Source organism: Lysinibacillus sp. RC79 (assembly GCF_041262405.1).
In the GTDB taxonomy this organism is placed as follows: Bacteria; Bacillota; Bacilli; order Bacillales_A; family Planococcaceae; genus Lysinibacillus.
In genome coordinates, this window is sequence record NZ_JBGCCD010000017.1 from 38,820 (window position 1) to 52,064 (window position 13,245).

At 38.6% G+C, this 13,245-nt stretch carries 12 protein-coding genes; all 12 read left to right on the forward strand.

All coding sequences use genetic code 11. The features are described from left to right. Positions 1 to 27: 27 nt before the first annotated feature. The 12 genes from rsmH (at position 28) to ftsA (ending at position 13,234) form a co-directional block, all read left to right on the forward strand. Positions 28 to 978: a 16S rRNA (cytosine(1402)-N(4))-methyltransferase RsmH gene (gene rsmH, locus ABH968_RS16360; protein ID WP_370045585.1), complete on the forward strand. Its 951-nt coding sequence runs from the start codon at positions 28 to 30 to the stop codon at positions 976 to 978. After that, positions 979 to 1,347 carry a cell division protein FtsL gene (ftsL2, locus tag ABH968_RS16365; RefSeq protein WP_370045587.1) on the forward strand — a complete coding sequence of 123 codons (369 nt, stop codon included), beginning with the start codon at positions 979 to 981 and terminating at the stop codon, positions 1,345 to 1,347. It begins immediately after the preceding gene. Then, a complete protein-coding gene (locus tag ABH968_RS16370) occupies positions 1,344 to 3,548 on the forward strand; it encodes a penicillin-binding protein (protein ID WP_370045589.1) in 2,205 nt (734 codons plus the stop codon). The genes ftsL2 and ABH968_RS16370 overlap by 4 nt, the downstream gene beginning before the upstream one ends. 57 nt (positions 3,549 to 3,605) lie before the next feature. Next, positions 3,606 to 5,522 carry a stage V sporulation protein D gene (locus tag ABH968_RS16375; RefSeq protein ID WP_370045591.1) on the forward strand — a complete coding sequence of 639 codons (1,917 nt, stop codon included), beginning with the start codon at positions 3,606 to 3,608 and terminating at the stop codon, positions 5,520 to 5,522. Between the two features lie 125 nt (positions 5,523 to 5,647). Next, positions 5,648 to 6,622 carry a phospho-N-acetylmuramoyl-pentapeptide-transferase gene (mraY, locus tag ABH968_RS16380; RefSeq protein WP_370045592.1) on the forward strand — a complete coding sequence of 325 codons (975 nt, stop codon included), beginning with the start codon at positions 5,648 to 5,650 and terminating at the stop codon, positions 6,620 to 6,622. Beyond that, on the forward strand, positions 6,619 to 7,968 hold the full coding sequence (gene murD, locus ABH968_RS16385) for a UDP-N-acetylmuramoyl-L-alanine--D-glutamate ligase (protein WP_370045594.1): 1,350 nt from the start codon (positions 6,619 to 6,621) through the stop codon (positions 7,966 to 7,968). Before mraY ends, murD begins: the two co-directional genes overlap by 4 nt. A 40-nt stretch (positions 7,969 to 8,008) precedes the next feature. Then, complete coding sequence (locus tag ABH968_RS16390) at positions 8,009 to 9,088, forward strand: FtsW/RodA/SpoVE family cell cycle protein (protein ID WP_370045596.1); 1,080 nt, start codon at positions 8,009 to 8,011, stop codon at positions 9,086 to 9,088. Between the two features lie 21 nt (positions 9,089 to 9,109). Next, positions 9,110 to 9,931: a cell division protein FtsQ/DivIB gene (locus ABH968_RS16395; protein ID WP_370045598.1), complete on the forward strand. Its 822-nt coding sequence runs from the start codon at positions 9,110 to 9,112 to the stop codon at positions 9,929 to 9,931. Next, a complete protein-coding gene (locus ABH968_RS16400) occupies positions 9,909 to 10,640 on the forward strand; it encodes a DUF881 domain-containing protein (RefSeq protein ID WP_370045599.1) in 732 nt (243 codons plus the stop codon). Before ABH968_RS16395 ends, ABH968_RS16400 begins: the two co-directional genes overlap by 23 nt. A 119-nt stretch (positions 10,641 to 10,759) precedes the next feature. After that, positions 10,760 to 11,479 carry a DUF881 domain-containing protein gene (locus tag ABH968_RS16405; RefSeq protein ID WP_370045601.1) on the forward strand — a complete coding sequence of 240 codons (720 nt, stop codon included), beginning with the start codon at positions 10,760 to 10,762 and terminating at the stop codon, positions 11,477 to 11,479. A gap of 3 nt (positions 11,480 to 11,482) precedes the next feature. Further along, positions 11,483 to 11,854, forward strand: a complete 372-nt coding sequence (locus tag ABH968_RS16410) for a small basic family protein (protein WP_323645284.1) — start codon at positions 11,483 to 11,485, stop codon at positions 11,852 to 11,854. 96 nt (positions 11,855 to 11,950) lie between these two features. Further along, complete coding sequence (gene ftsA, locus ABH968_RS16415; RefSeq protein WP_370045603.1) at positions 11,951 to 13,234, forward strand: cell division protein FtsA; 1,284 nt, start codon at positions 11,951 to 11,953, stop codon at positions 13,232 to 13,234. The last annotated feature ends 11 nt before the right edge of the window (positions 13,235 to 13,245 follow it).

The window sequence follows — 13,245 nt, forward strand, 5'->3', positions numbered from 1 at the left end:
AGTTAAGGCCTGGAGGGAGCGAGTGGTATGTTCGATCATACAACCGTGCTATTAAAAGAAACAGTTGATGGGTTGAACATCGATCCTGATGGTGTGTATGTGGACTGTACGTTAGGTGGAGCAGGACACAGTGAATATTTAGTACAACAATTATCTGAAAAAGGGCGTTTAATTTGCTTTGATCAAGATATGACAGCTATTAACAATGCAAAAATTCGATTGGCGCCATATATTGAGCGTGTGACATTTGTTCATTCGAATTTCCGCTATTTAAAAGAAGAGCTATTAGCGCTTGGTATTGAGCAAGTTGATGGTGTTTTATATGATTTAGGCGTATCTTCACCACAGCTAGATACACCAGAACGAGGTTTTAGTTATCACCATGATGCACCGCTAGATATGCGCATGGATCAAACGGCAACACTGACAGCTTTTCATGTCGTGAATGAATGGGCATACGAAGATTTAGTACGTATATTTTTCCGTTATGGAGAAGAGAAATTTTCAAAGCAAGTTGCTCGTAAAATCGAAGAGGCACGTAAGATGGCGCCGATCGAAACAACCGGCCAACTTGTAGAACTTATTAAAGAGGGTATTCCAGCAGCGGCTCGCCGTAAAGGTGGACATCCAGCGAAGCGCATATTCCAAGCAATACGAATTGCTGTTAACGATGAGCTAGGCGCGGCAGAGGATTCATTAGTCGATGCGATTGAAATGATAAACGTAGGTGGACGCATTAGTGTCATTACGTTCCATTCTTTGGAGGACCGCCTATGCAAGACTATTTTTAAGGAAGCGTCATCATTACCGGAATTACCACCGAATTTACCAGTGATTCCCGATGACATGAAGCCGACTTTAAAGCTTATCACGAGAAAGCCGACTGTTCCTTCTGATGAAGAATTAGCAGTAAACAATCGTTCTCGTTCAGCAAAGCTTAGAGTGGTTGAGAAAATTAACGACAAAGGGCGTGAGTAAATGGCAGCAGTTCGTGTAAGGCAGCACCATCAACAACAAGTGCAACAACCGATAACACCCCCTAGCCCACAACCCACTACCATACGTCGCAAAAAAACGAACCAGAAGATTGAAAAGACAATGCTAATAGTTTTAGTTAGCATTATTGCTGTATTATCAGTACTAGCTTTAAATAAGCAAGCAGCAATTCAAACAACAAGCATGGACATTCAAAAAATCGAAGCTGAAGCAGAAGAGATTGCTAAAAAGAATGTTGACTTGACAGTTCGTGTAAGTGAACTTTCTACATACGAAAACATATGGAAAAAAGCTAAAGAACTCGGTTTAACTCAAAATGAGAAAAATGTAAAGGTAGTGCCGGGAGAATGAAAAAAAAGAGATTTCGATTCCAATGGGGAGCCTTTCTATTATTAATTTTTTATGGAGGGCTCTTTTTTCTATTGTTCTCAAGAATGTTTATGTTACAGGCGACAGGTGAAGTGGAAGGACAAGAGCTTGCGGCAAGGGCAGCTGCGAAATATAGCAAAGAAAGTGCAATATCAGCAAGCCGTGGGAAAATTTACGATACAAATGGTCAAGTCATCGCTGAGGATACACTTAGTTATCGACTAATCGCAATCGTCAATGAGAAGGCCACGACGGATGAAAAAAACCCTCAACATGTAGTTGATCCAGAAAAAACTGCGAAAATATTACATGAATATATTCCTGCTATGGACGAAGAAAAAATCTATAAACAACTTACTAGAGTAAATGATAAAGGCGAAAAGCCTTATCAAGTTGAATTTGGAAGTGCGGGCCGTGGAATAAGTCATGACACTATGAGTAAAATCAAAGCGGAGAAATTACCGGGGATTTTATTTATAAACGATTTAAAACGTTATTATCCAAATGGTATCTTTGCCTCGCACTTAATTGGTTTCGCGCTAAAAGAGGAAAATAAAGATGGGACGTTCACGACAAAAGGAAAAATGGGTCTTGAGCTTACTTATAACAAAGAACTAACCGGAAAAGACGGTAAGGTTGAGTATGAGACAGATGCTTTCCATTATTTATTGCCGAATAGTGAAAAAATGGTGACACCTGCGAAAAATGGTGATGACATTTACTTAACACTTGATAAAACAATTCAAAGCTTTTTAGAGGAAGCGATGACATCGGTTGAAAAGGAATATAACCCTGAAGCGATGACAGCTATTGTGGCAGATCCGAAAACAGGTAAAATTTTAGCGATGACTCAGCGACCTACGTTTAATCCTGATACACGCGAAGGCGATAATATGAAATGGTTGAACGAGGCTATTGAAGAGACCATTGAACCAGGTTCGACGATGAAAACGTTCACGCTCGCTTCGGCTATTGATACAGGGGCGTGGCAACCAAATGCAAAATATATGTCAGGTCAATACAGAGTCCTTGATCGTGTAATTAAAGATTACAATAAAGTTGGTTGGGGTCCGATTACTTATTTACAAGGCTTCCAACGTTCATCCAATACTGCAATGGCAAACTTATTAAAGCTTATTGGTGAGGATGTATTTTTTGACTATTTAGATCGATTTGGGTTTGGTAAAAAAACAGGCATTGATTTACCAAATGAAGCATCAGGAAAGCTTTTATCGAAATATCCAGTAGAACGAGTGACAACAACGTTCGGTCAAGGTTCTACGGTAACGCCGATTCAGTTAATTCAAGCATTAACAGCGATTGCGAATGACGGGAAAATGATGCAACCGTATGTCATAGATCGTATAGTTGATCCTTCGACAGGAAAAATTATTAAAAAGCATGAGCCGATTGTCAAGGGGAAACCAGTTTCGGCCGACACGGCGAAGCAAGTAAAAGAAATCCTTGCATCTACGTTAACAGCTGAGAAAGGTACAGCGAGTGACTTTATCCTTGATGAATATGAAGTAGCTGGGAAAACAGGTACTGCTCAAATTCCTAAGCCAGATGGCAAATATTATGCAAACGAGTATCTGTATTCATTCCTAGGAATGGCTCCTGCAGATAACCCTCAACTCATCATGTATGTCTCGGTAAAAAGACCAAAGTTAAAGCAGGGTGAACAAGGTTCTATACCAGTTTCAAAAATATTTAACCCAGTTATGTTAAATAGTTTAAAGTATTTAAACGTTAATCCAGAAGATGTAAAACATGTTGACGATACAACAATACAAGATTACACAGGTCAAAGTGCTGAGGCTATACAAGTAGAGCTTGCGAACGATGGTCTACAGCCCGTTATTGTAGGTGGTGGCGGTAAAATTATTGACCAATATCCAAAAGGTCCTCAAAAACTTGTTAAAGGCAATTTTGTGTTTTTAAAAACAGCAGGTGATGTAACACTGCCAGACTTCACCAATTGGTCGTTACGCAATGTACTTGCTTTTAAGACGATGGCAAATTTAGAAATTGAAGTTGTTGGAGAGGGCTTTGTAGCTAGTCAGAGCGTCTCGGCAGGTACCGTAATTTCAGATAGTTCACCGATTGTCGTGAAGCTGAAAACGCCAGCTGAAAGCTTTAAGCAAGATGTAGAGACCCCACCCGAGGGTGAAACAACTGAATAAACCTGAATAGAAGCCCACTTTATTTCATACGTTGTAAAAAACAAGGTGTGATGTCGAATGAAGTGGATTTCTATCCATTCCAAAAAGCGATTGCGTATTTTATACGTATTGTTTATGTTTGTAGCCGCTGCGATTATTATTAGGCTGTTATTCTTGCAAGTATTAGATCAAAAAGATCTGACAAAGAAAGCCGAAGAGAATTGGGATCGAGAAATTCCTTTTGCCAATGAGCGAGGGCATATTACGGACCGTAAGGGGAAAAATATTGTCACAAATAAGCTTGCGCCAACTTTATATTTCATGCCTTCGCAAAGTAAGGATATTGAAGGGGCAGCAGCGAAAATTGCACAAGTTTTGGGAGTAGATGAACAAAAGCTTTTGGAAAAAATGAAGAAAAAAGCATACTTAGTAAAGCTGGCACCTGAGGGGAAAAACATTCCTTATGAAAAAGCAGTGGAGTTACAAGGTATGCAGATTGAGGGATTATATAGTGGTGTCGATTATTCAAGGGATTATCCATACGGTACACTATTATCCCGTTTTTTAGGTTTCACAGGTTATGATGCACAAGGTTTAGCGGGAATTGAATATGAATACGATAAGCTGTTACAGGCCAATTCTTCGGCAATACGGATCTTTACAGATGCGAAAGGGAATAATTTACCGAACGTAAAGAGCGCCTGGAAGGCTGGTGAAGATGGCGCAACAATCGAGCTATCGATAGATGTAGATGTACAACAGGTCGTCGAGCGTGAATTGTCACAGGCAATGGAGCGTTATGATGCTGACCAAGCAATGGCGATTGCCATGAATCCAAACACTGGCGAGATCTTATCGTTAGCATCATATCCAACCTTCAATCCAGCAGAATTTCAAACGGTAGAGCCTGCTATCTACAATCGGAATTTACCAGTTTGGATGACATATGAGCCCGGGTCAACGTTCAAAATTATAACTCTTAGTGCTGCTTTAGAAGAAAATGTAGTGGATTTAGAGAAGGATACTTTTTATGATCCAGGGTATTCAATGGTTGCTGGAGCAAGATTACGTTGTTGGAAGCGTGAGGGTCATGGCTCTGAAACCTTCCTCGAAGTTGTAGAAAATTCTTGTAACCCAGGCTTTATTGAATTAGGTCAGCGAATAGGTAATGAAAAACTACTACAGTATATTAAAGATTTTGGTTTTGGTGAAAAAACAGGGTCTAATATCGCTGGCGAATCTTCAGGGATTTTATTTTCCAAGGATTCTTTTGGACCTGTTGAGCAGGCCACAACTTCATTTGGCCAAGGTGTTGCCGTTACACCAATTCAGCAAGTGCAAGCAGTAGCCGCAGCAATAAATGGGGGCAAGCTTTATACGCCATATGTTGTGAAGAAAATTCTTAATCCTAATACTGGAGAAGTTATAGAAGAGACTAAACCGGAAGTTAAAAAACAGGTTATTCGTGAGGAGACGTCTGCAAAGGTTCGAGGTGCATTAGAATCTGTTGTAGCGAAGGGCTCAGGACGTCAAGCTTACCGAGATGGATTACGGATTGGCGGCAAAACAGGTACAGCACAAAAGGTAGAGAATGGCCGTTATAAAGACGGCGAATATATCGTATCGTTTATTGGTTTCGCACCTGCGGATAATCCGCAAATTGTCGTTTATGTAGCAGTAGATAACCCGAAAAAGGGAACACAGTTTGGCGGTGTGATAGCAGCTCCAATCGTTGGTCAAATTATTGAAGATGTTGCGCCTTTTGTTGGCATTGAAAAATCGAAGGAACAGCTTGAAAAGGATTATCGTTGGGGTGACCCAATCACTGTGAAGGTACCAAGTTTTATTGGTCAAACGAAGGACGATATTGCCAAGCAACAATATCCATTCCGTATTGTATGGCATGGAGAAGGGACTAAAATTGGCAATCAACTGCCTGAAGTGGATAGTGTTATCAAACAAGATGGCACCATTCATCTTTATTTAGAAAACTAATTTAACTTTACCTTTAAAAAATGGGAAAGAACCACTATTATTATGAAGGGTAGTAATAAATACATGAAAGTTTGTGCTTTTTTCTTTAAGAAGAAAGTGAAACAAGATTTAAAGGAGATTTTTCAATGAAACTCGCAACAACGCTTACCATTTTAGCTCTTGCTTTTATAGTAACAGTTATCCTGGCACCAATTAGTATTCCACTTCTTCGCCGATTAAAGTTCGGTCAAAGTATTCGTGAAGAGGGACCAAAATCCCATATGAAAAAAGCTGGTACACCAACAATGGGCGGCATTATTTTCTTACTTGCCATTATCCTCACTACTGTTGGTGTAGGTAGCTTTTTAGATTTATTTACAACACAAACTGTCGTACTGTTATTAGTATTAGTAGGGTTTGGGTTAATCGGTTTGTTAGATGATAGCTTAAAAGTTGTTTTTAAACGTAATTTAGGACTAACATCACTTCAAAAGCTTATCGGTCAAATTGTTATTGCGGTCTTGGCTTATTTCTTACTACATGTAGGATCTTTTGATACAACACTTGCTATACCATTGACAGATTGGACGATCGATCTTGGTAATTTCTATATAGCCTTTTTAATTTTCTGGTTAGTTGGCTTCTCGAATGCGGTGAATTTAACAGATGGATTAGATGGACTTGTGGCAGGTACTGCATCCATTGCCTTTGCAGCATTTGGTGTTATTGCTCTATTCCAAGATCAAGCTGATATTGCCTTATTTGCATTTGCGGTGACAGGTGCATTATTAGGATTTTTACTTTTCAATGCGAATCCTGCAAAGGTATTTATGGGAGATACGGGTTCGTTAGCATTAGGTGGAGCTTTAGCCATGGTCTCTGTTTTAGAAAAAGTAGAATTCTTACTGTTATTAATTGGATTGGTGTTTGTTATTGAAACATTATCCGTTATTTTACAGGTAGGTAGCTTTAAACTTCGTAAAAAACGTATTTTTAAAATGAGTCCTATTCATCATCATTTTGAATTATCAGGTTGGTCAGAATGGAAGGTAGTACTTGTCTTTTGGTCAACTGCTTTAGCAGTAGCATTGATTGCAGTTTTATCGGAGGCGTTCTTATGAGAAACTTTACAGATTTACAACATAAAAAAGTCCTTGTTTTAGGTCTTGCTAAAAGTGGTGTGGCTGCAGCTGAGATTTTACATGAGCTTGGCGCCTTTGTGACGGTCAATGATTCAAAACCATTTGATGAAAGCCCAGATGCGCAAGGTCTATTGCAAAAAGGAATTACGGTTATTTGTGGGCGTCACCCAGAGGATTTACTCGATGAAGGCTTTGAATTAGTGGTGAAAAATCCGGGGATTCCTTATAGCAACAAAATAGTAGCAGATGCAATAAGCCGTGGAATCCCCGTTTGGACAGAAATTGAGCTTGCCTATTTAATTAGTGAAGCGCCGTTTATCGGTATTACAGGGTCTAACGGTAAAACAACTACGACAACATTAATTTTCGACATGCTGAATAACGGTGGTTTAGAACCGTTAATTGCAGGGAATATAGGGACAGTTGCATGTGGTGTTGCAAGAGAAGCACACAAGGATAATGTAATTGTTACAGAGTTATCATCTTTCCAATTAATGGGGATTAAAACATTTAAGCCAAAAATTTCTATATTAACAAATCTTTATGATGCGCATCTTGATTATCATGGGACATTTGACAACTATGCAGAGGCAAAATTTGGTGTTACACGTAATCAAGATGAAAGCGATTATTTTATCTATAATGCTGATCAGCCAATTGTTGTTGGCTATGCAACAAAATCAAATGCTAAAAAGGTACCATTTAGTTCTAACGGACGTACGAATGAAGGAATTAGTGCGGATGACACAACAATTTACTGGCAAGGTGAGCCGTATCTAGATCGAGCAAATATCGCTTTGCCTGGTAAGCATAACTTAGAAAATATTTTAGCAGCTGTCGCAGCTTGTATTTTAGTCGGCTGTGACAAAGCTAAAATGGAAGAAGTTTTAGCGAAATTTGGAGGAGTTCGTCACCGTACTCAGTTCGTGCGTGAATGGAACGGACGCAAGATTTACAATGACTCAAAAGCAACAAACTGCTTAGCTACAAAAAGTGCTTTAGATGCATTCCAAGCACCTGTTATTTTACTTGCAGGTGGCTTAGATCGAGGACATTCGTTTGAAGAATTACGTCCATGCATGAGCCATGTAAAGGGTGTTGTTGCCTTTGGAGAAACAGGATTACGCTTTGTAGAATTTGCGAAGTCATGTGGTGTACAACAAACTGTCATTGCCCAAAATGTTGAGGATGCAGTACATTATGCGGCGCCGATGTCAGCAGAAGGCGATGTTATTCTATTATCTCCAGCATGTGCAAGCTGGGATCAATATGACAGCTTTGAAATACGAGGCGATGTTTTTATTGATGCTGTAATGAAGCTGTAATGAGCCTGTAATTATTTTAGAATATACTTGACTTGGAAGGATGGCATTACTGAGAGGGAAAGAAAGCTATTTATTGCTCGTCACAACATTGATGCTTTCTATAATCGGCATTATTTTTGTCTATTCTGCAGGTACCTATTGGAGTGCCGTTCATTATAGTGGGAAAATGCCGTTTTATATGAAGCAAAGTCTATACTTTGCCGTAGCCATTGTAGTGTTTTTAATCACGATTCGATTAAATATTTTGAAAGAGCAGTCCTTTTGGAAAATGGCCTATATATTTTCGTTAATTTTACTAGTCCTTGTACTTATACCAGGAATTGGACTTGTACGAAATGGTTCTCAAAGCTGGATTGGTGTAGGTCCTTTAACAATTCAGCCAGCAGAGCTAACGAAAATTACAGTCATTGTATACATGAGCCATATTTTAGCGCAGCATAAAACGGGTACTTCGATTATTAATTGGCGGCATGGATTGATCTTATTATTGCCAGTTGTACTTATTATGCTACAGCCTGATTTTGGTTCAGTTTTTATTCTCGTTGTTTCTGTGTTTTTATTGTTTTTTGTGGCAGGGTATCCTTTAAAGCTTTATGCGATATTTATGGTTGCTGGGATTGCTGGGTTAGTAGGCTTGATTGTCACAGCGCCATATCGACTAAAGCGGATTCAGGCATTTGTTGATCCGTGGGTCGATCCTTTAGGAAGTGGGTTTCAGGCTGTACAATCGTTAATGGCTATAGGCCCTGCTGGGATTTTCGGGCATGGTTTTGGACAAAGTAGGCAAAAGTTTTTATATTTACCTGAACCACAAAATGACTTTATTTACGCAATAATTCTTGAAGAGGTTGGCATGTTTGGTGGACTTGTTATTTTAGCACTTTTCGTACTGGCGATTTATGCAGGCTATAAATTTGCAGTGCGGGCTAAAACAAGAACATCCTATTACGCGATCATTGGGCTTGTAACAATGCTGGCCGTACAAGCATTTCTAAATATAGCAGTAGTAATTGGCTTAGTTCCTGTAACAGGAGTCACATTGCCTTTTATCAGCTATGGAGGAACATCTTTAGTAACAATGTGGCTAATAATAGGTATTATTTATCAATTAGCGAAATAAATATAAAGGAGGAGTACTTTTTTGGAGAAAGTAATTGACATAGAAGATCGCATACCTACGCTAAAAAAGCGACGAAAAAAGCGAACAAATCGGAAATTTATAGTGCTAATATTACTTTTCTTTATCGTGTTAGCAGTACTCCTTTATTTTCAATCTCCTTACAGTAAAATCAACAAAATAACAGTCAGCGGTGCTCGATTAGTAGAAGAACAATATTATTTGAAGGCAAGTACTCTTGCAACTGGGAAGTCAATGTGGGGATTTAAAGTAGAAGACGTAGAGAAATTATTGCTAGAGGATAAATGGGTGAAAGAAGCACATGTTAAACGTAATTGGCTTCAAGGCGTGACAATAGAAATTAAAGAATGGAAAAAGGTTGCGTACTTAGCTGGTGACGGTACTTATTATCCATTGCTTGAAAATGGCAAGCGCTTTGAACAAGCTGGGGATGACATCCCGATAGATGCACCTGTATTTATCGGCATAACTGGCGAAAAGACAATTAAGAAGCTTGTAAAGCAATTAGCACAACTAAATCCAGAAGTATTAGCATTAATTTCTCAAGTCAATACAAACAGTAATGAAACAAATCCTAATGCAATCAGGCTCTACATGAACGATGGCTACGAAGTTCGTGCTGTTATTCAAACTTTAGCAGAAAAGCTAAATCATTACCCTTCACTTGTAGCACAAATTCCAAATTTGGAAAAGGGGGTTATCGATTTAGAGGTCGGCTCGTATTATCGCCCTTTCAATAATGAGTATAACCAAGCAAACCTTGATATGGATAAAGATGCGGCCAACCAGGAAGTGAAAAAAGATGAACAACAAGAAAAAGAATAGCAAAGAAAATTTCTTTTCAAGAAAACAATTTCAGTTGCTTATTGTTTGTATAACTATGGGGTTTATCATTGGCTATTCCTACAACCAGGCAAAAGATAATCGAGATGCAGGTTCTTCGACTAATTCAAAGCTTTTCGAGCAAGAGGATTCATATCGTGAGGAGTTAATTGCACAGCAAGAGCGCAATAAAGAATTGACAGATGAGGCGAATGCTTTACAAGAAAAAATTCGCAAGTATGAAAAGTCATTTGTCGCTAGCAAAAAGGATTATTCAAAGCTTGTTGAAGAAGCGGAGGATTTACGCTTGTTGTTAGGCGATTTAAATTCAGAAGGAAAAGGGATACGTATAACTCTTCAAGATGGTGATTACGATCCGAAATCTGCTAATCCTAATGATTATATCGTGCATGAAAGCCATATTTTTAAATTGCTCAATGAGCTTAAAATTTCCGGTGCTCAAGCAATTGCTATTAATGGTCAACGTGTTTTGGCGAATTCTTATATACGCTGCAATGGACCAGTCATTACGATTGATGGCAAGCAGCATCCAGCTCCATTCGTCATCGAGGCTGTCGGAGATTCCGCAACATTAATAGCTTCCTTAAACTTAAATGGTGGCGTTGTGGATCAATTATTAAATGACAATATTGTTGTATCATTAGAAGCAGATCAAAAGCTTACAATGCCAAAAGCAAAAGTAGAAAGTTAAACGATTTCTAGTCAATATTTACAAATGAAATTTAGTTATTTTTTAGCATGTATTTTGCATAATTCAAGATCTAAGGCGTAAATCTATGAGGGGTTACGATACGTCTAGGAGGGGCTATTTTGAAAAAAAATATGTATACCCGAATAACGATCGTGCTATTTATTATCGGTTTGATGATAGCGGTACAATACAATACCATAAAGCAACCAGCTGAGCGAGATACACGAGATATTTGGGCCATACGAGAGGAATTAGCAGAAGAAAAGCAAAGGCATTCCACGTTATTAGCAGAAATTCGCTCACTTAATGAAGTAGTGGGTCGCTATGAGCAATCTGAGAAAGCAAATTTACAGTCAGCATTATATGAAACGCTGCATCATTTAAAGCTACAGGCAGGGCTAACGGAAGTCACAGGGCCAGGAGTTATACTTCGTGTTGAACCAGCGCCAGAATTAGTAGAAATGGGGTATGAAATCAAAGAAATTTCACCTGATTTACTAACCCAGTTACTAAATGCTCTATTTAAAAACAATGCAGCGAGTGTCTCGATAGATGGAAATCGCGTTGTCCAGACGACAGCCATTCGAGACATAAATGGAAAGACTACAGTGAACAGTGTACCACTGTCCTCACCACCCTTTGAAATTTATGTTGGGACAAGCTCATTTAAGGAAGCTCAAAAAATGTACAATTCGTTACAAGCCTCAACATTTATCGATTCCTTTTATTTGGATAACTTTAATTTAATAATTGAGGAACCAACTGAGCATTTAACAATCCCAGCATTTGATCAGCCATTGACAAATGATTATTTAACAGAGGTGGAAAAAGGAGAATAATATATGTGGCTACCATTTTTAGGTTTGATATTTGGACTTGCCCTTGGCTTATTAACAAATATACAAATACCCTCTATATATGAAAATTATCTGTCAATAGCTGTTTTAGCAGCCTTAGATACATTATTTGGCGGTATTCGTGCTCAATTACAGCAAGTATATGACGATAAAGTATTTGTATCAGGATTCTTTTTTAATATAATTCTGGCAGCGGGATTAGCCTTTTTAGGTGTGTATTTAGGGATAGATTTGTATTTAGCGGCTATTTTCGCTTTTGGAGTACGGTTATTCCAGAATATAGCAATAATTAGGCGTATTTTACTAACCCGGTTAGATGAGAAACGTCACAAAAGGAACAAAAATTCCATAGAATGAGAGAAAAATTGAGCAAAATACTCGATTTGCTTAGACATTATGCTGAATTTACAATAGAATGAGAATAAGAGCATTTTTTCAAGGAGGTGCAGTGAATTGAATCAGCAAGATTTATATATTTCTCTTGATATAGGATCATCCTCTATCAAGGTATTAATAGGTGAAATGAGCGACGGACAATTACATGTAATTGGAGTCGGAAATGTAAAATCGAATGGGGTTCGAAAAGGTGCAATTGTTGATATTGACGCAACAGTTCAATCGATTCGAAAAGCAATAGATCAAGCTGAACGAATGACAGGATATCAAATAAGTGAAGTCGTTTTAGGGGTTCCGGCTAACCAGACGATGTTACAGCTAGTTAAAGGTGTTGTCGCTGTAAATAGTGAAAATAGAGAAATTACAGATGATGATTTAGATAGAGTAGTAGAATCTGCACAAGTCATGTCAATACCTCCTGAACGTGAATTAGTGAATATTATTCCTAGACAATTTATTGTGGATAATTTAGATGAGATTAAAGATCCACGAGGTATGATTGGTATTCGTTTAGAAATGGATGCCACAATGATCACAACTTCCAAAACACTTTTACACAATGTTTTACGCTGTGTAGAACGTGCAGGTCTAAGTATTCGAGAAATATATTTGCAACCATTAGCAGCAGGTTTTTTTGCATTAACGGAGGATGAAAAAAACCAAGGTACCGCTTTCGTTGATTTAGGAGGCGGTTCAACTACTATCACAGTATTCGAAGAGGGACTGTTAACGCATACGGGTGTCATTCCTGTTGGTGGCGATCATATCACGAAAGATATTTCGATCGTCTTAAAAACACCAACAGAACAGGCAGAACAAATTAAACATCAATTTGGACATGCCTATTATGATGACGCATCAGATGATGAACTCTTCGAAGTACCGGTTGTAGGGACAGATTCAACAGATCAGTACAGCCAGCGCTTTATATCAGAAATTATTGGCGCTCGTTTGGAAGAATTATTTGAGTTAGTCATCGACGAGTTAGCCCGTCTAGGTGTTAGGGATTTACCAGGCGGTGTTGTTTTGACAGGTGGCGTTGCAAAGCTTGATGGTATTGCTCAACTGGCACGCCAGATTCTGCAAACGCGTGTTAGAATATATACACCTGACTATATTGGCGTTAGAGAGCCTTCATTTACGACGGCAGTTGGACTTATTCGTTACGCCTATTTAGAAGATGATTTTTATGGAAAAAGTATCAATACGCAGCCTATTGAATATGCAGCTGTAGGATCTCCTACAGCCACACCTAAAAAGCAAGAATATGCTGCACCTTCAGAATCAAAAGGAAGCGTAATCGGAAGAGCAAAAAAATTATTTGATAAGTTTTTTGATTAACTTGAATGCGT